The sequence below is a fragment of the Streptomyces sp. NPDC093109 genome (genome assembly GCF_040701725.1).
Taxonomy (GTDB): domain Bacteria; phylum Actinomycetota; class Actinomycetes; order Streptomycetales; family Streptomycetaceae; genus Streptomyces.
Genome location: NZ_JBFBEZ010000011.1, coordinates 95955 through 119876 on the forward strand (window position 1 = coordinate 95955; position 23922 = coordinate 119876).

Genomic DNA, 23922 nt, shown 5'->3' on the forward strand with positions numbered 1-23922 from the left:
TCCGGCGCGGGAGCGGGTAACGCCCTTTGCGCGAGAGGCCGCTGTACCACCGGCCGATCAGGCGTCACCCGTACGGGCGGCGCCTCGGCGGTACCACGTCCTCTTCGTTCAGGTGCGGGCTACGTTGCTGTCCGACCTGCCCGGCCTTCCCCCCGAGGACACCGATGACCATCCCCGCTCTGGACCACTCAGCGACCGGATACTCCCTGACACACGCCTACTGGATGGCCCAGGCAGCCGGGCTGGCCGTGCAGGAACCGGACGGCATCGAGGCCCAGGCCCGAGCATGGGGCTTCGAAGAGGTCCGGCACTTCGAGTCTCCGCACAGGATGCCGTTCCCCATCGAGGACACACAGGCCTACCTCATGGCCGACGACCGGATGATCGTCACCGGGTTCCGGGGGACCGAGGTCCTCAAGATCTACGACTGGCTGACCGACGTCAGCACCCCGCCCGTTCCCGGGCCGGACGGCAAGGGCTTCGTCCACTACGGCTTCAACCAGGCCCTGCGGTCCGTGTACCCCCAGATCCGCGACACCATCAAGGAACTGCGCACCAGCGGACAGAGCGTCTGGTTCACCGGCCACAGCCTCGGCGGTGCCCTGGCCATGCTGGCCGGCGCCCACTACTACTTCGAGGAACCGCGCCAACTGCCCGACGGGGTCTACACCTACGGCCAGCCCCGCACCTGCGAGCGCCTGCTCACGGGCCTGTACAACACCGCATTCAGGAACCGCTGCCACCGCTTCGTCAACAACAACGACATCGTCCCCCAGCTCCCGCCCGAGCCGGTCTTCACCCACGTCAGCGCCCTGCACTACTTCGACGCCGACAGGAAACTCCACGAGACCATGCCGCTCATCGCGGCACTGAAGGACCGGGCCAAGGGCTTCAGCCGGGACATGTTCGCCCCCGAGACCGTCGGCATCAAGGACCACCATCTGCACAACTACCTGGCCGCGTTCGAAAAGAACCTCGCCAGGACCGGCACGCGGAGCTGAGCCCCCTCCTGCACTTCCCACCCCGTGCCCCGGTGTGCGGCGGGCTCGCGCGGCGCCGTGGTCAACGCCCGGTTGAGCAGCAGGATTCCCCGCCCCGGGCGCTGGGGTCGGGGAGCGCGTGCGGGGCGGTCGGGACCGAGGGGTGCCGCGCTGGAGGGCGTCCGCCGCATGCCCGATCCGCATATAAGTAGAGTGATGTCCCGTGACAGCGAGACCGTTGAGTGAAGTTGTTGAGCCGGGATGGGCACAGGCGCTGAGCCCTGTCGCCGAACGGATCGCCGCGATGGGGGACTTCCTGCGTGCGGAGGTCGCGGCGGGCCGCACCTATCTGCCCGCCGGTGCGAACGTCCTGCGCGCCTTCCAGCAGCCCTTCGACGAGGTGCGGGTGCTCATCGTCGGGCAGGATCCGTATCCGACCCCCGGGCACGCGGTGGGGTTGAGTTTCTCGGTGGCGCCGGAGGTGCGTCCGGTGCCGGGGAGTCTGGAGAACATTTTCCGGGAGCTGCATACGGACTTGGGGCTGTCGCGGCCCTCGAACGGTGATCTGACGCCGTGGACGCGGCAGGGGGTGCTGCTGCTCAACCGGGCGTTGACCACGGCGCCGCGCAAGCCCGCCGCGCACCGGGGCAAGGGGTGGGAAGAGGTGACCGAGCAGGCGATCCGGGCGCTGGCCGGGCGGGGCAAGCCGCTGGTGTCGATTCTCTGGGGGCGTGATGCCCGTAACGCCCGTCCGCTGCTGGGGGATTACCCCGCGATCGAGTCCGCGCACCCCTCCCCCATGTCCGCCGACCGCGGCTTCTTCGGTTCGCGGCCCTTCAGCCGGGCCAATGACCTGCTGATCGGCCAGGGCGCCCAACCCGTGGACTGGCAACTGCCGTGAGCTGGGTGCTGGGCGTGGACTCGGGTGGCTCCGGGCTGCGCTTCGCGCTCGGTTCGGTCGCGCCGGGCGGGACCGGCGAGACCGGCGCTGCGGGCGGTACGGGCGTGGTCGCCCCGGTCGCCACCTGTTCCTCCGCGGAGCCGGTGCGTACCGGTCCCGGCGGGATCGATCCCGTACATCTGCTGTCCCGGCTGCTGCCCGCGGTGGACGAGCTGGCGGCGCGGGCGGGGGTGGCCGGGCCTGTGGTGCTCGACGCGGTCGCGATCGGCGCGGCGGGGATGGCGACGCTCGGGGACGGACTGCGCGCGGAGCTGCCCGGCGCGCTGGAGCGCTCCTTCGGGGTGCGCGGGATCGCGCTCGCCGCCGACGCGGTCACGGCGTACGCGGGCGCGCTCGGGCAGCGCCCCGGAGCGGTCGTCGCGGCCGGTACGGGACTGATCGCGCTGGGTACGGAGCTGCGCCGCTGGCGGCGTGCCGACGGCTGGGGCCAGTTGCTCGGCGACTGCGGCGGCGGTGCGTGGATCGGCCGGGCGGGGCTCGAAGCGGCGCTGCGCGCGTACGACGGCAGGCGGGGCGGTTCGCCCGTACTGCTGTCCAGGATGGAGGCGTTTTTCGGTCCCGCGCCCGAGCTTCCCGGGCTGCTCTACCCCCGGAGCGACCGGCCCGCCGTACTCGCCTCGTTCGCGCCGGAGGTGGCCGCCGCGGCGGCCGTCGACCCGGTGGCCGCGGGCGTGCTCGCGGCGGCGGCGCGCCATGCCGTGGAGGCCGCCGCCGCGGTCTGCCCGCCGTCCGGACCGTGTGAAGTCGCCTTCACCGGGGGCCTGTTCGGACTCGGAGAGCCGCTCCTCGGCCCCTTGCGGGCGGAGCTGGCCGAGCAGCTCCCCGAGGCCACCGCCGTACCCGCCGCGGCCGGTCCGCTCGACGGCGCGCTCCTTGTCGCGGGGGCGCTCGCCACGGACTCGCTCGCGCTGCCGCGCGACGCGCGCCTGCTCACCATCTCGACAGACCATGACAGATGAGGAGAAATATACCTAACGGATAAATAAGGACAGATGGCGCTCGACCTGCCCCTCCCCGAACAGCGGCCCCCACAAAGCCAGTAGCATTCGACGCCATGAGCACCCCCACTGGGCCCGCATCCGGCCTGCCTGTACGAATGCCGCGACCCCGCCAGTCGGGGCGCCACCGCCGCCCCGAACCGGTAGCGGCTCCCGAAGGTGCGCCCGTGCTGGTTCTGGCCGTGCCCGGAACCCCCTCGGCCGCTGTCCGCGGACTGGCCGAAGAGGTCGTCAGCATCGCCCGTTCGGAGCTGCCCGGCCTCGACGCCGGCATCGGCTACCTGGACGGCGACGACGAGGAGTACCCCACGCTGCTGAGCGTCCTCACCGGGACAGCCGCGCTGCGTGCCGAACGCTACGAGCTGGCCAGGGCCGCCGGGCACGAGGTCGCGGAGCCCCAGGGCCCGGCCTCCGTCGTCGTACCGCTGCTGGCCGGTCCGGACAGCACACTGATCGCGCGGATAGGCCAAGCCGTCACGGAGAGCGGCACGGCCGTGGAGCTGACCGAGGTGCTCGGTCCGCACCCGCTGCTCGCCGAGGGTCTGCACGTACGGCTGTCGGAGGCCGGTCTCGCCCGCGCCGACCGCGCCAGGCTGTTCACGGTCGCCACGGCGGCCGACGGGATCATCCTGGGCACGGTGGGCGGCGCCGAGGCCGTACAGACCGCGGGAATCACCGGGATGCTGCTGGCCGCGCGGCTGGCCCTGCCGGTGATGGCCGCCGCGCTCGACGAGCACGGCTCGGTCGCGGCGATCGCCGAGGAGCTGCGCGAGGCCGGTGCGACACAGCTCGCGCTCGCGCCGTACCTGGTAGGCCCCGAGCTGCCCGAGGGGCTGCTCGACGCGGCGCTCAAGGAGGCGGACTGCGCCGCCGCCGAGCCGCTGGGCGCGTACCCGGCGATCGGCAAGCTGGTGCTGTCGAAGTACGCGTCGGTGCTGGGCATCAGCACGCAGCCGCAGGGGGCTCCCACGCACTGAACGCGCGAAGGACCGGCGCCGGGGATGCGTGAACAGCTGGGACAGGGCCCGTACGGGGAGCGATCGCTCCCCGTACGGGCCCTTCCGCGTGCTCACCGTCGTCTCACCCTTTCGGCTGATCGGCGGTGGGCCGTGGGGGGTGGCTGTTCTGTCGGGTGGCTGTTTCTGTCAGGTGGTGGTGCAGGCGCCGATGGTGGGGGGTTGGGTGTTGCCGTTGGTCATGATGGTGAAGCCGAAGGTGGTGGAGGCGCCGGGGGCGAGGGTGCCGTTGCCCGCGGGTTTCATGGTCATGATGTTGCCAGTGGTGTCCCAGGTGGGGGTGCCGTTCCAGGTGGTGGAGATTTTCTGGGGGGACTGGACGGTGACGGTGGTGGTCCAGGTGGTGATGGCGGTGCTGCCCGCGGTGATCGTGACCTCGCCGTTGAAGCGGTCGGCCCAGGACGTGCCGGCCCGGTAGGTCGCGGTGCAGCCCGCACTGCCCCCGCCCCCACCGCCCGACGAGCCACTGAGGCCGAAGAAGGCGATGGCCTGGGCCGCCATGCCGGACTGGGGCAGGTCATGGCCGACGCCCTGGACGCTGATGGCCTCGACGGGGGCCTGCGCGCTGTTGGCGCCGTAGCGGGTACGGGTCCAGTTCGACTGCGGATAGTCCGTGGAGACGGGCGTCTGGCTCACCCCGAGGACATTGGTCCACTGCTTGATCTCTTCGCCGAAGTTGTTGTAGTTGAGAATGCTGTCGGTGGTTCCGTGCCAGAGCTGCATACGCGGGCGGACGCCGGTGTAGCCCGGGTAGCCGGCGCGGGCGAGGTCGCCCCATGCCTGCGGGGTCCTGCTGATCTGCCCCTGGGCACAGGCGCTGTTCCAGCTCGAACCGTCGGTGGTGGCGAAGCAGCCGAAGGGCACGCCCATGAAGGCGGCACCGGCCTTGAAGACGTCCGGGTAGTCGCCCAGCAGGACGTTGGTCATCATCGCGCCGGACGAGGCGCCGGTGACGTACACCCGGGCGGGGTCACCGCCGTAGCGCTGCTGCGCGTAGGTGACCATCGACATGATGGATACGGGGTCGCTGCCGCCGCCCCGCCGGAGGGCCTGCGCGGAGGACACGTCGTAACAACCGCCGCTGCGGGTCGCGGAGGGGTAGATGACGAGGAAGCCGTACCGGTCGGCGAGCGAGGCGAACTCGGTGCCCGCGTAGAAGCCCGGACCCGACCCCGTGCAGTAGTGGATCGCGACCACGATCGCCGGACGGGCGGGGGCGCTGTCGGGTACGTACACATGCATGCGCAGATTGCTCGGGTTGTCGCCGAACCCGGTGACCTCGGTGAGGGAGGCCGCCGAGGCGGTGGGGGCCGAGACGGTGTTCAGCAGCAGCGCCGCGAGCAGCGGCAGGACCGCCGCGAGCAGGGTGGTCGCCAACGTGCGGGGCTTTCTGGACGCGGGCATGGATTTCCCTTCCCGGGCTACGAAAGTTTCGCCACTTGCGCGAGAGATTTCGGGAACCGTAGGGCCGCCCTGAAGAGGCGTCAAGGGTTCCGGACGCCGTTCGCCGGAGTCCTCGGGAGCACTGCCGGTCGTATGCCGTCCACACCGACGGCGTATACCGCTGCCGAGCTGGGGCTCTCCTCAAGTACCCATGGATGAAGGCTGGTTGACAGGAAGGAACCACCTGACTGATCGTCCATTAATTTCGAAGACTTTTCGGAAATACGTCGTTGACGTAAGGCGGCCCCGGCGCAACACTCATCAGCGATCCCTCACCCCCACACACCCCCCGAGGTTGCGATGAACACTCGCGCACACACCACCGACGACCGCGCGGCCGACGGCCGCGCACCGGACCGCGCAGCACGCGGGCCACGCGGGGGCCGACTCCGCACCGCGCTCGCGGCGTCCCTCGCCGGACTCGTCGCCACGGGCAGCCTGATCGCCCTGGCCGGCACCGCGCAGGCCGCGAGCACGCTCGGGGCCTCGGCCGCGGCGTCGGGCCGGTACTTCGGTACGGCGGTCGCGGCGAACCACCTCGGCGAGTCGGGGTATGTCTCCACCCTGAACACCGAGTTCAACTCCGTGACCCCCGAGAACGAGATGAAGTGGGACGCCACCGAGCCCACCCGGGGCTCCTTCACCTTCGGCGGCGCCGACCAGGTCGTCAACCACGCACGGGGCCAGGGCATGCGGGTCCGCGGTCACACCCTCGTCTGGCACTCGCAACTGCCCAGCTGGGTAGGACAATTGGCCACCGCCGATCTGCGGACCGCCATGAACAACCACATCACCCAGCTCATGAACCGCTACAAGGGCCAGATCCACTCGTGGGACGTGGTCAACGAGGCCTTCCAGGACGGCAGCAGCGGCGCCCGCCGCAGCTCGCCCTTCCAGGACAAGCTCGGCAGCGGCTTCATCGAGGAGGCGTTCCGCACCGCCCGCGCCACCGACCCCAACGCCAAGCTCTGCTACAACGACTACAACACCGACGGTGTCAACGCCAAGAGCAACGCCGTCTACGCCATGGTGCAGGACTTCAAGTCGCGCGGTGTGCCGATCGACTGCGTCGGCTTCCAGTCCCACTTCAACAGCCAGTCCCCCGTCCCCGCCGACTACCAGCAGAACCTCCAGCGCTTCGCCAACCTCGGCGTCGACGTCCAGATCACCGAACTCGACATCGCCGGCTCCGGCACCGCCCAGGCCAACAGCTACAGCACGGTGGTCAAGACGTGTCTGGCCATCAGCCGGTGCACCGGTGTGACCGTGTGGGGCGTCACCGACAAGTACTCCTGGCGCAGTGGTGACACTCCGCTGCTCTTCGACGGCAACTACGCCAAGAAGGCCGCCTACACCTCCGTCCTCACGGCTCTCGGCGGTTCGTCGGGCGGCGGTGGGGGCGGGGGCAGTGCGGGCTGCACCGCGACCTACCAGGCGGGAACGTCCTGGGCCGACCGCTTCAACGGACAGGTCACGATCACCGCGGGCAGCACCGCCATCACCACCTGGACCACCACCGTCACCGTCCAGTCCCCCCAGAAAATCTCCACCACCTGGAACGGCACCCCCACCTGGGACACCACCGGCAACATCATGACCATGAAACCCGCGGGCAACGGCACCCTCGCCCCCGGCGCCTCCACCACCTTCGGCTTCACCATCATGACCAACGGCAACACCCAACCCCCCACCATCGGCACCTGCACCACCACCTGACACCGTCGGGAAGGTGGTGAGCCGTCAGACCGTGAGCGGAGTGCGCGGGGTGGCCCGCAGCGGCGCGGACAGCTCCGCGAGCGCCCGTTCCAGACCGTGCAGATGGGCGAGCGCCGCCTCGGCGCCGGGATGGTGGGCCGCCGGCCGGCCCGCTGTCCCGGCGGGCCGGTGCGACGGCTCCGCCGCAGGCGGTACGAGCGCGTGTACGGCGTCCTCGACGCGCCGGCAGGCGGCGGCGAACCGCGCGTCGTGCGATGCGTCGTGCGATGCGTCACGCGACGCGTCGTGCGGCCCCGCCGGACCGGCAGCAGCGGCCACGGCGGCGAATCCGCGCACTTCGCGGGCGCAGTCGTCGAGCAGCAGCAGCACCTGCCGGGCGCGTGTCCGCCGGGCGCGCAGCGGGCTCAGCGGGTGGACGAGCGGCGCGAGGGAGGTCCGTACCCGCCCGAGGAGCAGTTCCAGCTCCGCGGCTGCCGCCACCGGGTCCGCGCGCTCGTCGCCGGAGAGCCGGCGGGCGGCCGTGGTGGTGCAGGTGTGGACGCTCGTCAGCGCGCGGCGGATCCAGGCGTCGGTGGCGGCGTGGGTGGTGACGGGCAGGATCACGGCGACGGCGAGCGCGGCGCCCAGCGCCCCCGCGGCGGTCTCCTCGAACCGGAGCAGGAGGAGCCCCGGACGCAGCACACCGAGCAGGCCGTAGAGAAGGCCCGCCATGACGGTCACGAAGAACATCATCCAGGAGTACGAGACCGTGGCCGTGTAGAAGATCCCGAACACGCAGCAGGCGACCAGGGCGGCGCTGGGCGTGAGCGACCCGTTCAGCGGGACGGCGACGAGCAGTCCGGCGGCGATGCCCGCGACCGTACCGACCACCCGGCGAAAGCCGCGTACCAGCGTCTCGCCGCGCGAGGCTGTGTTGACGAAGATCCACCAGGCGGTGCCGACGGCCCAGTACCAGCGGTCCTGGGACAGGAGCTGCCCGGCGGCCAGTGCGAAGGCGCAGGCGGCCGTGGTCTGGAGGGCCTGGCGAGTGGTCGGGCGGGCCAGGCCGCGGCCGGTGAGCGGCGCGGGTACGGCGGCGGGCGGCAGGCGGCGCTCGTAGCACCAGCAGCCGAACCTGACGGCCGAGGACACGGCCAGGCCGATCGCCATCGCACCGTACAGCTGGGGCAGTTGGCCCGGTACGGCGTGCAGGAACTGCGCCATGAAGAAGGCCATGAACGCGAAGATCCCCAGGGCGTGTCCGCGCGCTCCCCAGCGGCGGGCGTACACCCCGGCGCAGACGACGGCGAGGAACACGGCGTCGCGCGCGCCCGGGTGGCTGTGGAGCGCGGCGGCGAGCGCCAGCACGGGGAAGCCGACGACGGGCAGCAGGGCGGTGGTCAGGGCCTGGTCGCGGACGGTGGCGTCGGTGACGGTGAAGAGCGCGAGCAGCGCGGCGAGGCCACCGGCGATCACGGCGGTGAGCGCGTGCCCGGCGAGACCCGCCGCGGCGCTGGCCGCGCCGATCCCTACGACGGCCCTGGTGGCGGCGCGCAGTCGGCCGCGTCCCGGATCCGGGGCCACGAACATCCTGGTCAGCATGGTTCCCCCGCCTTCTCGGCGTGCCTTCCGGATCCGGCACGAAAAAGGCGCCGCGAGAGTCTGCGGCGCCGTCGACGTGCCCATCACAGCACCCGCCGCGGCCGTGGCTCAAGTGGATCCCCGAACGCTGTGCCATTGGCCCGGTACGACTTGCGCGCCGCGCGCCCGGCCGGGCCAACGGACCAGCGGCGGGCCCGCGGCCCGGCGGTGGCGAGCGGCGCGGGATCAGTCGACGAGACGGTCGGGCGCGGCCTGCCGCCAGGAGTCGGCGACGATGTCGCGCAGCTCGTCCAGGTCCTCCAGCGCCGCGATCCGTACCCGTACCCACGCGGAGGCCGCCTCGTGCGGCGGCACCCAGAACTTCTCGGGCTCCGCCGCGATCAGCTCTTCCCTCTCGTACCGCGGGCACCGCACCGCGAACGACGTCCCGTCGTCGGGAACGGTGACGAACATCTTCCCCGCGACCCGGAACGTGGGCATGCTCCACGCCTCCTTCTCCAGCGTCTCCGGCAGGCTCAGCGCGATCCGGCGCACATCCTCGGCGTCCATGGCGTTCATGGCACCCATCATGGTCGGCGCCGGTCCGCTCCGGCAATTGGCCCAGCGAGAGGTCCCGGTCCGGTGCCATCGGTACAGTGGGGGCCCTCTATCGGTACGTACAGCGGAAGGTCTCGGCGGACGATGGCGGTGGACGCGCTCGACACCCGGATTCTGCGGCTGCTCATCGAGCGTCCGCGTACCTCGGTGCGGGAGTACGCGCGGCTGCTCGGGGTCGCCAGGGGGACGCTCCAGGCGCGGCTGGACCGGCTGGAGCGCACGGGGGTGATCGCCGGCAGCGGGCCGTATCTCTCGGCCGCGGCGCTGGGGCATCCGGTGCTGGCGTTCGTGCACATCGAGGTGACGCAGGGGCATCTCGACGAGGTCGGGGACGCGCTGGCGGCGGTGCCCGAGATCATCGAGGCCTTCTCGATCACGGGCGCCGGGGATCTGCTGACCCGGGTCGTGGCGCGTGACAACGGGCATCTGGAGGACGTGGTCCAGCGGCTGATCCGGCTGCCCGGTGTGGTCCGTACCCGGACCGAGATGGCGCTGCGCGAGCGCGTGGCGCACCGGATGCTTCCGCTGGTGGAGTCGGTGGGGCGGGACGCTCCCGGCCGGCCGCGGTAACGGGGCCCGGTCCGCCGCGCCACCCGCCGAATTCCGTTTTTCCGCACTTTCCTTACGGGTGGCCGATCCGGCCCGACATCGGGAAATGTCGTATTCCGTTTCACTTGAATCGGCTACGCACGGAACATGCAGATAAACACGTCCAATATCACCGGAAATCCTTGGCCAGAAGGAGAACAAGTGGCCATTGACACGCGCCGACGCGCTGATTGATCATCGTGGTGTAGACCACGTGACGTGCACAGCGCCCCCATTGGGCGTTGTGCAATTTTGGCCGTCTTCAACTTGATTGCTCAGCAGAAAATATATTTCAAGTACCGCGTGTGAATAATTCTCCCGCCAAGGGGAAGGGCCAGCTTTGCCCATGCAGCGCACCGCCAGCAATTCACGCTCCATTTCCTTCGCACAGCAGCGGTTGTGGTTCCTCGCCCAGTTGCCCGGGGCGAACGAGGCGTACAACGAGGCATTCGCCTACCGGCTGCGGGGCCCCCTCGACCGTACGGTGCTCGCCCGCGCGCTCGACACGGTGGTCGCCCGGCACGAGGTGCTGCGGACCCGGCTGGTCGCCGACGGCGGCTCCGTACACCAGGTGATCGACCCGCCGGAGACCGGATTCGCCCTGGTGGTGGACGATCTCACCGGACTCGCCGGACTCGCCGGCGCCGACGCCGACGGCGAGGCGCGGATCGACGCGCTGCGGCAGGAGGAGGCCACCGCGCCGTTCGATCTGAGCCGGGGCCCGCTGGGGCGCGGCCGGCTGGTGGTGCTGGCCGAGGACCATCACATCCTGCTGCTGACGTTCCATCACACCATCTTCGACGGCTGGTCGTTGACAGTGCTGATGCGCGAACTGGGCGCGATCTACCCGGCGCTGCTGCGCGGCGAGGCCGATCCGCTGCCGCCCCTGCCCCTTCAGTACGCCGATCATGCCGCCCGGCAGCGGGAGTGGGCGTCCGGCGGTGGGAGCGACGCGCAGGCCGCCTACTGGCAGGAGGCCCTGGCCGGCGCCCCGGCGCTGCTGGAGCCGCCGGCCGACCGGCCGCGCCCGCCCGAGCAGGACCACCGGGGCGACCGGGTGGCGATCACCCTGGACGAGGAGCTGACCTCGGGGCTGCGGTCACTCGCGCGGCGGAGCGGCGGCACGCTGTTCGTGGCCGTCCTGACCGGCTGGTCCATTGTGCTGTCGCGGCTGACGGGGCAGACCGATGTCGTCGTCGGCACCCCCGTGGCGAACCGCCGCGGAAGCGAACTCAACGATCTCATCGGCTTCTTCGTCAACTCCCTCGCGCTGCGCACCGATCTGTCGGGCACTCCGACGGGCGCCGAGCTGCTGAAGCGCGTACGCGGGACCGTACGGTCGGCGCTCGACCACCAGGATCTGCCCTTCGAACGGGTGGTGGAGCTGGTCAATCCGGCCCGCGGCACCGACCGCACTCCGCTGTTCCAGACGATGTGCGCCTGGGTGCCGTCCCGGAAGGGGGTGCTGCATCTGCCGGGGGTCGAGGCGGAGCACCTCACCATCCCGACCGCACCGGCCAAGTTCGATCTGGCGCTGTCCATGGCCGAGGAGGACGGCCGGCTGGTCGGCCATCTGGACTACGCCACCGCCCTGTTCGACCGTGCGACCGTCGAGCGCTACGCCGGATATCTGCGGCGTGTGCTGGCGCAGCTGGTGGAGCTGCCGGACCTGCCGGTGGCGGATCTCGCGCTGATGGACGAGGCGGAGACGCGGCGGCTGCTCGCGGACTGGGACGCCACCGAGGGCGCGGCGGCCGTGCCGCCGTCCGGGCTCGGCGGGCTGATCGAGCGGTTCGAGGCGCAGGTGAGGGAACGGCCGGACGGGCTTGCCCTCGTCGGCCCGGCCCCCGACGGCACGGCGCGCGACAGCACGGCCCAGGGCAGCCTGGCCCTCGACAGCACGGCCCTCGACGATGCTGTGCGGCGGCTCGACTACGCCGCGCTGGACCGGCGCGTGAACCGGCTGGCGCACGCCCTGATCGCCCGGGGTGTCGGGCCGGATCAGGTGGTGGGTCTGCACACCGGGCGCTCTGCCGAGCTGGTCGTGGGTGTCCTCGGCATCCTCAAGGCGGGCGCCGCGTATCTGCCGCTCGACCCCGCGCAGCCCGCCGAGCGGCTGGCCGCGATGGTGGCGGACGCCGTACCGGCCCTGGTACTGAGTGACGCCGCGGACCCGCCGGACGACGGCTGGCACTCGCTGACCGCCGTCGAGGCGGAGGGCGCGCGCGACGACGCGCCCGGTGTCCCGGCCGGCCCCGACCAACTGGCCTATGTCATCTACACCTCGGGCTCGACGGGCCGCCCCAAGGGCGTGGCGGTGACACACGGCAATGTCATCAACCTGTTCGACACCTGGCTGGCCCGGTTCGGTGCCACGCCCGGGGAGGCTACGTCGGCGTGGTCGAGCATCGGCTTCGACGCGTCGGTGCACGAGATCCTGCTGCCGATGACCACCGGCGCCGTACTGCATCTGGTCCCCGACGAACTGCGCGCCGATCCGGCCGCGTTGATGGACTGGCTGCGTGAACACCGCGTCGTCCAGGCGTTCCTGCCGCCCTCGTACATCACCTGGATCGACGAGGATCCGGAGAAGCGCCTCGACGGGCTGGCGCTGCGGCAGCTGCTCACGGGGGTGGAGTCCCTGCCCGAGCGTGCCCTGCACCGGATGACGCGGGCGCTGCCCGGGCTGCGCGTCTGCTTCGGTTACGGGCCGACCGAGACCACGCTGTACAGCACCGCCTACACCGATCCCCGGCCGCTGGACCGGCAGTGCCCCATCGGACGGCCGCTGGGCAACACGCGGCTGTATCTGCTGGACGAGCGGCAGCGGCCGGTGCCCGCCGGTGTGACGGGCGAGGTGTACATCGGGGGCGCGAGTGTGGCGCGCGGCTATCTGAACCGGCCGGAACTGACCGCCGAGCGGTTCCTTCCCGATCCCTTCGTCCCCGGCGGACGTCTCTACCGCACCGGCGATCTGGCCCGGCGGCTGCCGGACGGCAACGCGGAGTACGCGGGCCGCCGCGACAACCAGATCAAACTGCGCGGATTCCGGATCGAGTGCGGTGAGGTGGAGGCCGCGCTGCTCGCGCTGCCGGAGGTGCTGGAAGCCGTGGTGCTGACCGACCGCGATCCGGCGGGCGAGCCCCGGCTGATCGCCGCTGTCGGCCGGGAGGCCGCGGAGCCCCGGCAGGCGGGTGAGTGGCGCACCGCGCTGGCGCGCCGGCTGCCGGACTACATGATCCCGGCTCTCGTCGTCGAGCTGCCGGCGCTGCCGCGTACCCGTAACGGCAAAGTCGACCGCCCGGCGGTGCTGGAGCGGGCACGGGCGGGCGCGTCCGCTCAGGTCAACCAGGCCAGCCCGCGCGACCACATCGAGCTGACGCTGTATCAGATATGGCAACAGGTGCTGCTCCAGCCGGACATCGGGATCCGCGACAGCTTCTTCGACATCGGCGGCACGTCGATCTCCGCGATCAGGCTGACCCACGCCATCCGGGAGGCGTTCGGCGAGACGCTGCCGATCCGGGAGCTGCTGCTGCATCCGACCATCGAGGCGCTGGGCGGCCGGCTGCGGGAGGGCGCGCCGGAGCGGCCGTCCGACCATCTGATCGACTTCCGCGCGGGCGACGACGGACCGGAGCCGGGAGGGACGCCGGAGCCGGGAGGGACAGCGGAGCCAGGAGGGACACTGGAGCCGGGAGGGACGCCGGGGCCTCAGCGTCCACCGGGCCGGGTGGTGTGTGTCCATCCTGCCGGCGGCACCGCCTTCTGCTATCTGTCGCTGGCCAAGGCGCTGCCACGGGAGTTCGGCGTCTATGGCATCCAGTCTTCCGGGGTCAATCCCGGCGAGGCGTTCCTGCCCTCGGTGGAGGCGATGGCCGAGGCGTATCTGCTGCTCATAGAGCCGCTGCTCGACGCGCCGCTGGTCATCACCGGGCTCTCGTACGGCGGCCTGGTCGCCCACGAGATGGGGCGCCGGCTGGCGCTGGCCGGACACACCGAGGTGAGTGTGGTCCTGCTGGACACACAGGCCACCGACGGACCCGTCGCGCCCGAGCTGACCGCGCCGGTCGAGATGGCCGAATTCCGCGACAAGCTGGTCAAGTTCAACGGCATGTACCCCGGTATCGACGACGAACAGATCGATCAGTACTTCCGGATCTACAACCACAACCGGTCGACCGTCCCCGGCTACACCGTGCCCGCGTCGCCCGCCCGGCTGGTGCTGGTGCAGGCCGCCGCCGAGGGCGCCGACGACGCCCTTCTCGGTGACGTACGGGAGTTCTGGCGCGGGCGCGCCGACGGCGGATTCCTGGTGGAGCGGGCGGACTGCGACCACTGGGAGATGCTGGAATCCGCCGAGGCGGTACGGGTGGCCGCGCTGCTCGAAGCCGAACTGGGCCGGTTCCCGGCCGCCCAGGACCTGGTCCGGGAGGCGCGATGACCTCCCCGGTGACAGCGCAGGACGGCGCCACGGACCGTACCGCCACGCCCGGAGGACTGGCCGCCGCCGTCCTCGCGCGGGCCCGGCGCCATCCGGCAGCCGTGGCCGTGACCGACGGCGAACGGACGCTCACCTACGCCGAGTTGGCCGAGGTTAGCGGCACCGTCGCCCGCGCCCTGCACCGCGCGGGGATACGGCCGGGCGACGCGGTGGCGGTGTGCCTGCCCCGGTCGTGGCAGCTCGTCTGCGCCATGCTCGGAGTGCTGCGGCTGGGCGCGGTGGTGGTACCGCTCGACGCGCAGAGCCCGCCCGCGCGGCGGGGCCACATCCTGGCCGACTCGGGGGCCGTGGCGCTGGTCCACGGCGGCCCGGCGCCCGTCGTACGGGACGGTCTGCCCGACGGTGTGCGTCCGCTCGATGTGACCGTACTCCTCGACGCGGGACCGGCCGGCGGCCAGGAGCCGCCCGTACCGCCACCGGCGCCGCCCGCGACCGCGCCGCCGGTCTCCTTCGTCTTCTACACCTCGGGCACCACCGGCCGGCCCAAGGGCGTCGAGGTCCGTGACGCGGGTGTCCTGCGGCTGGCGCGGCCGGGGTATCTGGACCTGGCCGAGGGGGCCCGCTACTCCTGCCTCGCCAACCCTGCCTTCGACGCGCTGAGTTTCGAGGTGTGGGTGCCGCTGCTGACCGGCGGCCGGTGCGTGATCCTGGCGGATGAGACGGTACAGACACCCCATCTGCTGGCGGCGGCGCTGCGGCGCGAGCGCGTCGACACGGTCTTCATCACGGTGGCGCTGTTCAACGCGGTGGTCACCGCGGTGCCGGACTGCTTCGCCGGAACCGCTCAGGTGCTGGTGGGCGGCGAGCAGCTGAACGCCCGGCTGATCCGGCGCTGGTACCGGGACAATCCGACGAGCGGGACCCGGCTCCACAACGTGTACGGGCCGACCGAGACCACCACCTTCGCGCTCTGCCATCCGATCCCGCGCGACTTCACCGGCGACGTGGTGCCGATCGGCCGTCCGCTGCCGGAGACCGGAGCCCTCCTGCTGGTGGACGGCGGCCGGCCGGCCGCGCCGGGCGAGGTGGCCGAACTGCTGCTGTCCGGAGCCGGGTTGGCGGCCGGATACCGAGGGCTGCCCGAGGAGACCGGCCGCGCCTTCGTCACACTCCCCCGGCCGGACGGCGCCGGTGAGGCCCGCTACTACCGCACCGGTGATCTGGTACGCGGCGACACCGACGGCCGGATCACGTACGTGGGCCGCGCCGACCGCCAGGTCAAGGTCCGGGGCTTCCGGATCGAACCGGGCGAGCTGGAACAGCGGATCGTGGCCCACCCGGCGGTCCGGCAGGCGTACGTGTGCACGCGCCGTGACCCCGCGGACGGCGGCAATGAGCTGCTGGCCCATGTGGTGCTCGGCGGCGACCTGTCCTTCGAGGAGTTCGACCGCCATCTCGCGGCGGGCCTGCCGCCGTACATGCGACCGCACCGGGTCCATCTGGTCGAGTCCCTGCCGCTCAACGCGAACGGCAAGGTCGACGAGGCGGCGCTGCTGCGGTGGGACGTCCCACCGTGGCGGGGCGCCGCCCCCGCACCGGGGCCGGACGCCGTGACACCGTTGCAGCGCGAGGTGCTGGACCTGGCCGGCCGGGTGCTGGGCGTGCCGGGGCTGCGGCTCGGCGACCGCTGGACGGCCAACGGTGGCGACTCGCTGAAGGCGCTGCGGCTGCGCTTCGAGGTACGGCGGCGCTGGGGCCGCGAGGTGCCCCAAGCCCTGGTCCTGAGCGAGGACTTCGCCGGACTGGCGGCGGCGATCGCACCGGGCGGCCGGGCCACGGCGGACTCCGCCTCCCCCTATCCGGCCGTGCCCGCGCCGACGGGCGCGCGCTCGGCGCCGGCCACCTCCGAGCAGCAGCGGCTGTGGCTCCTCCAGCAGCGCGCCCCCCGCTCCAGCGCGTACAACGTCCCGCTGGCCTTCCGGCTGCGCGGCACGGTCGACACCGCCGCGCTGCGGTACGCGCTGCGGCGGCTGGTGGCGCGCCATCCCGCGCTGCGGACGTCGTTCGAGGCCACGCCCGACGGGCTGCGCCAGGTGGTGGCGGAGCCGTACGACCCGTGGACCGAGCCCGCCCTGCCGGGCCCGGCTGACGACGAGGACGACGTCCGCGCCTTCGCCGCCGAACTCTTCGCCGTTCCGTTCGACTTGGCGGAGGCGCGGCTCCTGGAGGCGTGCTGGCTGCCCTCGGGCGACGGCGGTGTGCTGCTGCTCCGGCTGCACCACATCGCGGTCGACGGGTGGTCGCTCAATGTGCTGTTCCGGGCGCTCTCGGAGGACTACGCGTCCGCGGCGGCCGGCACCGCGCCGGCCGGAACCGATCCGACCGGGACCGATCCGGGCCCCGCGCCGGCCGATCCGGTGCCCACACCGCTCGACCACGCCCGCTGGCAGGCCGAGTGGTTCACCCGCCCCGGCTATCTCGCGCAGCGTGCCGCGCTGCGCGCCCATCACGCCGGTCTGGACGAGGCGGCAGAGCCACTGGACGCACCGGAAACGGCGGAACCGGCCGCGGCCATACCCCCGGACGCCACCCGGGGCCGGCTGCTGCACACCTCGCTCGACCGGGGCCGCCGCGCCGTTCTCGACCGGCTCGGCGCCGAACTGGGGCTCACCCGCTTCCAGTTGCTGCTGGCCGTCTTCTCCTGGAGCCTGTACGGCGTGACGGGGCGCACCCGTCCCCGGATCGCGGGACCGGTGGCCAACCGGCCGGTGGAGGACTTCGCGGACAGCGTCGGCATGTTCGCCAACACCGTGCTGCTGCCGCAGAGTCTGGTGCCGCACGACGATCTGCGGACCCGGCTGCGGCGGCAGGGGGACGAGGCCCGGGCGGTACTCGACCTCCAGGACGTGGCGCTGGCCGACGCGCTGGCCGACCGCGCGTTCTCCACGGAGGGAAGCCCGTTCGACTTCCTCTTCGTGCTGGAGAACACCGACTTCTCCGCGCTGTCGCTGCCGGGCTGCGACAGCCACCCCGTATGGCCGGCGCCCGCCGCCGCGAAGTGCCCGCTGACACTGTCGGTGGTCGAGCGCGAGGACGGCTTCGACTGCCTGTGGGAGTACGACGCTGACTTCTTCGGGGCGCCCGAAGTACGCGCGATGGACGGCCTGTTCCGGCAGGCGCTCGACCTGCTGGCCGAGCCCGGGGAAGCCACGCTGGCCGAGCTGGTCGGACCGTACCGGCGCTCTCTGGACGAGCCGGCGCGCGCGCTGCCCGCGCCGCCCGGTTTCACGACCGTCGCCGAGGGCTTCGCCCGGCAGGTGCGGCTGAGGCCCGACGCGATCGCCCTCGTCTCCGCGGGCCGGGAGGTGCGGTACGCCGAACTCGACGCGCGGGCCGAGACGTTGGCCCGGGAGCTGTGGGCGCGTCATCCGCTGCCGCCGGGCGACGACCGCCCGCGCGGTGTGGCGCTCCACTTCGAGCCTTCGGTCGAGCATGTGGTGGCGCTGCTGGCCGCCGCCCGGCTGAATCTCACGGTCGTACCGCTCGATCCGGCGTACCCGCCCGCGCTGTTGCGGCAGATCCTGGAGCAAGTCGAGCCGTTGTGCGTGCTGTTGGCGCTGGGAGGCGAGCCCGCGTTCGACGCCGTAGACCCGGACCGGCGGCTGCCGCGCCTCACCGTCGCACCGCACATGCCGTCGGAGCGGCCGTCCGGCCCGCCGTCGGACCTCCCGCCGTACGCGGGACGGCCGCTCTACACCCTGTTCACCTCCGGCTCCACCGGCACGCCGAAGGGGGTGAACGTACCCGACCGGACCCTGTGCGACCTGCTGCGCTGGCAGAGCGGGGAGGGCGGTCTGCCGGACGGCGCGGTCACCGCGCAGTTCTCGGCGCTCTCCTTCGACGTGTCGTTCCAGGAGATCTTCTCCACCCTGTGCGGCGGCGGCACCCTGCATCTGGCCAGGCCCGGCCTGCGGCAGGACGTCCCGGCTCTGCTGGCGCACCTCGAAGCGTCGGGCGCCGAACGGGTCTTCATGCCGTACGTGGCACTCCAGCTCCTGGCCGAGCACGGCGTCCATCTGGGCCGCTACCCGTCGCGGCTGCGCGATGTCGTCACCGCCGGTGAGCAGTTGGTGTGCACGGACGCGATCCGCCGCTGGTTCGCCGGTCTCTCCGGCGCGCGGCTCTTCAACCACTACGGCCCGACCGAGACCCATGTGGTCAGCGCGCTGTGCCTCGACGGGGATCCGGCGCACTGGCCGGCCCGGCCCGCGATCGGCCGCCCGGTGGTGGGCGCCTGGCTGCGGGTCGTCGACGACGCCGATCAGGCCGTACCGCCCGGCTGCCCGGGCCGGCTGCTGATCGGCGGGCCGATGGCGGCTCCCTGCTACGCGAACGATCCCGCGCTCAACGAGAAACACTTCGTCGAACTGCCAGGACTGGGCGTGTTCTACCGCAGCGGCGACCGGGCGCGGTTCGACCGGCAGGGGCTGCTGCACTATCTGGGCCGGGACGACCAGCAGATCAAACTGAGCGGCCACCGGCTGGAGTTGGGCCAGGTCGAGGCGGCGCTGCTGCGCCATCCGGCGCTCGTCAACGCCGTGGTCGTACGGGACGGCGAGCGACTGGCGGCGTGTGTCCAGTGCCGCGACGGGGAGCCCGAGCCGACGGCGGCGGAGCTGGCGGAACATCTGGCGCCGCTGCTCCCCGCGTACGTACGGATCGACCGGTTCCGGCGGCTGACAGAGCTGCCCCGCACCCCCAGCGGCAAGCTGGACCGGCGGGCGGCGCTGAGCGCCCCCGGGGAGGAGCTGGGACAGGGGCAGGCCCCCGGGTCGGGTGACACCACCGGCTCCCGCACCGCCACCGCCGTACCGGAGCTGTCGGCGCGCGAGGCACGGCTGTCGGCGCTGTTCGAGGAGGTGATCGGCCGGCCCGTCGGGCGTGACCAGCGCTTCTTCGACGCGGGCGCCTCCAGTCTCGATCTGATGCGCTTCCATCTGCGCTGCACGGCCGAGCTGGATCTGCCGCTGACGATCCCCGATCTCTTCGAGCACGTCACCATCCGCCGGCTCGCCCGCTTCCTGGACGCCTCCGGCACGGCCCAGGCTGTACGGGACGATCGCGCCGCCGGAAACACCGAAGGCCCCGGCGACGCCGGGATCGCCGGGTCCGCCGATGAGCCCGTGGCCGTCGTCGGCATGGCGGTACGGCTGCCCGGCGCCAACGATCTGGCCGGCTTCTGGGCGATGGTGAACGAGAACGGCCGGGGCATCGAGCACTTCGACGCCGCCGACGGACTCGTGGGCGCCCGCAGCCTGTTGGACGGACCGCTCTCCTTCGACCCGCGCCGGTTCGGCATCGGTCCGGCGGAGGCGCGGCTGATGGACCCGCAGCAGCGTCATCTGATGATGAGCTGTGCCGAGGCGCTGGCCCACGCCGGGATCGCCGATCCGGACGGGCGTGGGATCGGGCTGGTCGCGGGGTGCGGCGAGAACACGTACTTCCAGTCCATGCTCCGCGAGGCCGACCCCGAACGGCTGCCCGACCGATTCCAGCTGGCCCTCCACCACGACAAGGACTTCCTCGCCACCAAGACTGCGTACCACCTCGGGCTGACCGGGCCCGCCTTCACCGTGCAGGCGGCCTGCGCCAGTTCGCTGGTGGCGGTCCATGTCGCGGCCGGAATGCTGCGCCAGGGCGACGCCGGGACCGTGCTGGCCGGGGGCGTCCTCGTCGACACGACGCTGAGCGACGGTTACCGGTACCGGCCGCAGCACATCCTCTCCCCGGACGGGTACTGCCGGCCGTTCAGCGACGACGCCGACGGCACCATCGGGGCCAGTGGCGTCGGTGTGGTGGTGCTCAAGACACTGCGGGCCGCGCGGCGTGACGGTGACACCGTGTACGCGGTGATCACCGGATCCGCGCTCAACAACGACGGTTCCGCCAAGCTCAGTTACAGCGCACCCTCACTGCCGGGGCAGCGGGAGGTGATCCGCACGGCGCTGCGCCGCAGTGGCCGCTCCGCCTCCGAACTGGGGTACGTGGAGGCGCACGGCACCGGTACGCGGCTCGGCGATCCGGTCGAAGTCGGCGCGCTGCGGCAGGCGTTCGGGCTGGAGGCGGCGAGCGGCGGCGACAGCGGCAACGACAACGGGCTGAATGCCGGCGGCGGGTGCGCGCTGTCCTCCGTGAAGAGCCAGATCGGCCATCTCGGCGCCGCCGCCGGCGTGGTGGGGTTGGTCCGGGCGGTGCTCGCGGTCCACCACGGGGTCATTCCGCCCAACGTCGGCTTCCGGCAGCCCAATCCGCGGATCGGCGCGGACGCCGCGCCGTTCCGCTTCCCGGCGGAGGCCGCGCCCTGGCCGGCCGGCCGGGACCGGGTGGCGGCGGTGAGCAGCTTCGGGATCGGCGGCACCAACGCCCATCTGATCCTGGAGGCCGCCGACAACACGCCCCCGGCCGGTCCTCCCGCGTCCCCGGACTGTCTGCTGCTCTCCGGCGACAGCGAGGCGGCGCTGCGCGCCGACGCCGCCCGCGTCGCCGACTACCTCACCGAACGTCCGCAGGCGTACGGCCAGGTGCTGCGGCACCTCCAGGCCGGACGCCCGGCAGGCCGGCTGCGGATGGGCGCGGTGTGCGCGGACGCGGCCGACGCCGTCGCATGGCTGCGTACGGCGGCCGTGGCGGACGTGGTGGAGACGGTCCCGGGCGAGGAGACACGGCCCGCCGGGGACCGGACGGCGGCGGCGCTGACCGCCGCGTGGCTGGCCGGTGAGCGGATCGCCTGGCACCCGGGGCCCGCGCAGGCGCCGTGGGACTTCCCGCCGCCCGCCTTCGATCTGGCCGACTACGACTTCGAGCGCGCCACACCCGGAACCGTCACCGGAATCGAAGCCGGAACCGGATCCGGAATCGGAACCGGAGCCGAAACCGGAGCCGCCGAGGAGCGGCGCGGGCGGCTGCCCGAGTCCGACTGGCTGCACCAGCCGCACTGGGTACGCCGCGGCCGCGCCGCCACCGTACCCGGGGCGCGGACGGCCGGCCCGCGCGTCCTGGGCGGTCCGGAGCTGCCGGAACTGCTGGTGGTACTGACGGCGTCCGGCCCGCAGGACCGGGAGACGACGCGGCTCTTCGAAGCGGCGTACGCCCGGGTGGTACGCGTCGCGGCGGCCGGGACGTTCGCCCGGCTCGCGGACGGCACGTACGAGGTCGACCCGGCCGATCCGGTCTCACTGCGGCAGCTGCTCGACGCCCTGACCGGCCCGCCGTACAGCGCGTGGAGCGGCAGCGGGCAGGTCCGAATCGACTGGCTGCACGCGCTGCCCCTGGCCATCGAGGGCCCCGTCGGCGAGGACACACTGGAGCGCGCCCACTGGGCGTGTGTCGACACACCGGCGGCGCTGCTGACGGCCGTGGCCGGGATGGACCGGCCGCCACAACTGCGGCCCTGGTGGCTGTCGTACGGGGCGCAGCCGGTCGAGGGTGTCGTGGACCGGCCCGAAGCGGGGCTGCTCGCGGGCGTCTGCGAGGTCGCGCCGCAGGAGCGTGGCACCGAGGGCCACTGGCTGGACCTGCCCGGCGCCGACCCGGCGGTGTGGGTGGCGCCGCTGGCCGCACTGCTGGCCGGAACACCTGCCGCGGACACCGCCGCCCGGGCCACCGCAATCGCCGACGGCACCGAAGCCACTCCGCCGCTGCCCCGGCGGCTCGCGCTCCGCCAGGGGTACTGGTGGCAGCAGGCGCTGCTACCGGTGGAGGCGTCCCCCGCGGCCGGTCTCCCGTCCCTCCTGGACGAAGGCGGTGTCCATCTCCTGCTGGGCGGCACGGGCGGTATCGGCTCCGCCCTCGCGGCCTGGCTGCTGGAGGGGACGGACTGCCGGGTGGTCCTGCTGTCCCGGCACCCGCGCGTGCCGGCCGCGCTGTCGCGGTGGGCCGACCGTATCGAGCTGGTCGACGCCGATCTCGCCGAGACCCCGGTGGATACGGTCCTGGCCAGGATCGGCCGTATCGCCCCTCGCCTCGACAGTGTGATCCACGCGGTGGGGGTGGCGTCCGGCGGCCTGATCACCCACCGGGACCCCGAGGCGATGCGGCGGGCGACTGCGGGCAAAGTGCGCGGCGCCCTGCTGACCGAGCGGCTGATCCAGCTCCGTCGTCCCGCACTCGCGGTCTACTGCTCGTCGATGTCGGCGCAGTTCGGCGGTGTCGGGCAGCTCGACTACGCCGCCGCCAACGGTCTGCTGGACGGCTTCGCACGGCTCCGGCCCGACGCTGCCGAAGCCACACTGCGGATCGGGGTGGACTGGGACATCTGGCGCGAGGTGGGTATGGCGCGCCACGCCCTGCGGACGGACGCACGCCATCAGGAGCATCTGGCGGTCGGACTCGATGTGGCGGAAGGGCAGCGGGTGTTCGCCCGGGCACTGCGGCTCCAGCTGCCGCAGCTGCTGGTGTCCACGACCCCCGTCGAACGGGCCCGCGACTTCTACGCGCCGCCCGCCACCGCCGTACCCGTAACCACCACAACCACAACCACAACCACCGCGACCACCACGCCATCCCCCACCGAACAGCTCGTCGAACAGCTCACGGAGTGGCTGCGCGACTGGCTCGGTCTGGAGCAACTCGACCCGGACGCCTCGCTCTACGACCTGGGCGCCGACTCGCTGACACTGCTGGATCTGATCGGCGAGGTGAAACGGCTCTTCGGGGTGGACATCGAGCTGTCCCAGCTCAACCACCGGGCCAGCCTCGCCGACGTACTGGCACGGCTGGACGAGGAGACGCGGCCGGCCGCGGAGATACGGTCCGCCACCGGCGATCCGGTGGAGCTGGAGATCTGGCAGGAGGGCGACGGGCGCGAGTTGCTCTGCCTGGTCCATCCGGTCGGCGGCGACATCCAGGCGTACCGGGCGCTGGTGTCGGCGCTCGATCCGCGCCTGACCGTCTGCCTCATCGCGGACCCGGCGCTGCGCCGCCCCGAGCTGCCCGCCTGGTCCCTGGCCGAGCGGGCCCGCCGCTACCACGCGGCGCTCGCGGCGCGCTTCCCCGCCGGGCAGTGGCGCCGGCGGCTGGCCGGCTGGTCGTTCGGCGGCTGGGCGGCGCTGGGGATGGCCGCCGAGGCCGAGGCGGCGGGCGAGCCGGTGGCCGGGCTGTATCTGCTCGATCCGCCGCCGCCGGACGCCGGACCGGTTTTCGGTACGTACGACGAGGGCGGGTTCGAAGCGGTCTTCGCCCATGAGCTGAGCAGCGCGGGCTCGGGCGTGGGCGTGGGCACGGGCACGGCCCGGTCGGCCGGGCCTCGCGCGCAGGAGTACGCCGAGCGGCTGGCGCACTGCTGCCGGGCCAATGTGGCCGCGATGGTCCAGTACGAGCTGCCCCGGCTGTCCCGCACACCGAGCCGGCTGTGGCTGGCGAACACACCGGCGGAAGGACTGCCCACGACCGGTACGCCGGACGAGCGGCGGCGGCTGTGGCAGGCGCATCTGCCGGACCTGACCGACTGCCAGTACCTGGACACCACCCACTACGGCGTTCTCGGAGCGCCGTACGTGGCGGCCGTGGCCGGAACGGTCAACTCGACGTGAACGGGCCG

11 protein-coding genes and 1 pseudogene are annotated in these 23922 nt (G+C 72.5%); 8 read left to right on the forward strand and 4 right to left on the reverse strand.

The features are described from left to right. The first annotated feature begins 164 nt into the window (after positions 1-164). A complete protein-coding gene (locus AB0389_RS13530) occupies positions 165-1001 on the forward strand; it encodes a lipase family protein (RefSeq protein WP_366395526.1) in 837 nt (278 codons plus the stop codon). Positions 1002-1015: 14 nt separating this feature from the next. Here AB0389_RS13530 and AB0389_RS13535 read toward each other — a convergent pair. Further along, positions 1016-1093 (reverse strand): annotated as a pseudogene (locus tag AB0389_RS13535) (uracil-DNA glycosylase); the annotation flags it as partial. 110 nt (positions 1094-1203) lie between these two features. Between AB0389_RS13535 and AB0389_RS13540 the strand changes: the two are divergent. The 3 genes from AB0389_RS13540 to AB0389_RS13550 all read left to right on the forward strand — a co-directional run bounded on the left by AB0389_RS13540 (position 1204) and on the right by AB0389_RS13550 (position 3916). Continuing rightward, complete coding sequence (locus tag AB0389_RS13540) at positions 1204-1881, forward strand: uracil-DNA glycosylase (RefSeq protein WP_366395527.1); 678 nt, start codon at positions 1204-1206, stop codon at positions 1879-1881. Next, a complete protein-coding gene (locus AB0389_RS13545; protein ID WP_366395528.1) occupies positions 1878-2900 on the forward strand; it encodes a BadF/BadG/BcrA/BcrD ATPase family protein in 1023 nt (340 codons plus the stop codon). The genes AB0389_RS13540 and AB0389_RS13545 overlap by 4 nt, the downstream gene beginning before the upstream one ends. 95 nt (positions 2901-2995) lie before the next feature. Then, positions 2996-3916, forward strand: a complete 921-nt coding sequence (locus tag AB0389_RS13550; RefSeq protein WP_366395529.1) for a hypothetical protein — start codon at positions 2996-2998, stop codon at positions 3914-3916. Between the two features lie 168 nt (positions 3917-4084). Here the strand turns inward: AB0389_RS13550 and AB0389_RS13555 are convergent, their stop codons facing one another. Next, a complete protein-coding gene (locus AB0389_RS13555) occupies positions 4085-5359 on the reverse strand; it encodes a PHB depolymerase family esterase (protein ID WP_366395530.1) in 1275 nt (424 codons plus the stop codon). Positions 5360-5698: 339 nt separating this feature from the next. Here AB0389_RS13555 and AB0389_RS13560 point away from each other — a divergent pair, with 339 nt between their 5' ends. Then, positions 5699-7114: an endo-1,4-beta-xylanase gene (locus AB0389_RS13560; protein ID WP_366395531.1), complete on the forward strand. Its 1416-nt coding sequence runs from the start codon at positions 5699-5701 to the stop codon at positions 7112-7114. Positions 7115-7138: 24 nt separating this feature from the next. Here AB0389_RS13560 and AB0389_RS13565 read toward each other — a convergent pair whose 3' ends face one another. Together AB0389_RS13565 and AB0389_RS13570 are read right to left on the reverse strand one after the other, a co-directional pair. Continuing rightward, the gene (locus AB0389_RS13565; RefSeq protein WP_366395532.1) at positions 7139-8695 is read right to left on the reverse strand and encodes an FUSC family protein; all 1557 of its coding nucleotides are present in this window, start codon (positions 8693-8695) and stop codon (positions 7139-7141) included. A 225-nt stretch (positions 8696-8920) separates the two neighbouring features. Further along, positions 8921-9253: an MmcQ/YjbR family DNA-binding protein gene (locus AB0389_RS13570; protein WP_366395533.1), complete on the reverse strand. Its 333-nt coding sequence runs from the start codon at positions 9251-9253 to the stop codon at positions 8921-8923. A 123-nt stretch (positions 9254-9376) separates the two neighbouring features. Between AB0389_RS13570 and AB0389_RS13575 the strand changes: the two genes are divergently transcribed. The 3 genes from AB0389_RS13575 (at position 9377) to AB0389_RS13585 (ending at position 23914) form a co-directional block, all read left to right on the forward strand. Next, positions 9377-9862 (forward strand): Lrp/AsnC family transcriptional regulator, encoded by a 486-nt coding sequence (locus tag AB0389_RS13575; RefSeq protein ID WP_366395534.1) that lies wholly within the window; start codon positions 9377-9379, stop codon positions 9860-9862. 364 nt (positions 9863-10226) lie between these two features. Further along, the gene (locus tag AB0389_RS13580) at positions 10227-14324 is read left to right on the forward strand and encodes an amino acid adenylation domain-containing protein (protein WP_366395535.1); all 4098 of its coding nucleotides are present in this window, start codon (positions 10227-10229) and stop codon (positions 14322-14324) included. Then, positions 14321-23914: an amino acid adenylation domain-containing protein gene (locus AB0389_RS13585; protein ID WP_366395536.1), complete on the forward strand. Its 9594-nt coding sequence runs from the start codon at positions 14321-14323 to the stop codon at positions 23912-23914. Before AB0389_RS13580 ends, AB0389_RS13585 begins: the two co-directional genes overlap by 4 nt. Positions 23915-23922: the final 8 nt, after the last annotated feature.

Coding starts and splice junctions, on each gene's coding strand:
- AB0389_RS13565 (WP_366395532.1), bottom strand. CDS start 8,695: ATGCTGACCAGGATGTTCGTGGCCCCGGATCCGGGACGCGGCCGACTG.
- AB0389_RS13575 (WP_366395534.1), top strand. CDS start 9,377: ATGGCGGTGGACGCGCTCGACACCCGGATTCTGCGGCTGCTCATCGAG.
- AB0389_RS13550 (WP_366395529.1), top strand. CDS start 2,996: ATGAGCACCCCCACTGGGCCCGCATCCGGCCTGCCTGTACGAATGCCG.
- AB0389_RS13555 (WP_366395530.1), bottom strand. CDS start 5,359: ATGCCCGCGTCCAGAAAGCCCCGCACGTTGGCGACCACCCTGCTCGCG.
- AB0389_RS13560 (WP_366395531.1), top strand. CDS start 5,699: ATGAACACTCGCGCACACACCACCGACGACCGCGCGGCCGACGGCCGC.
- AB0389_RS13580 (WP_366395535.1), top strand. CDS start 10,227: ATGCAGCGCACCGCCAGCAATTCACGCTCCATTTCCTTCGCACAGCAG.
- AB0389_RS13530 (WP_366395526.1), top strand. CDS start 165: ATGACCATCCCCGCTCTGGACCACTCAGCGACCGGATACTCCCTGACA.
- AB0389_RS13570 (WP_366395533.1), bottom strand. CDS start 9,253: ATGAACGCCATGGACGCCGAGGATGTGCGCCGGATCGCGCTGAGCCTG.
- AB0389_RS13585 (WP_366395536.1), top strand. CDS start 14,321: ATGACCTCCCCGGTGACAGCGCAGGACGGCGCCACGGACCGTACCGCC.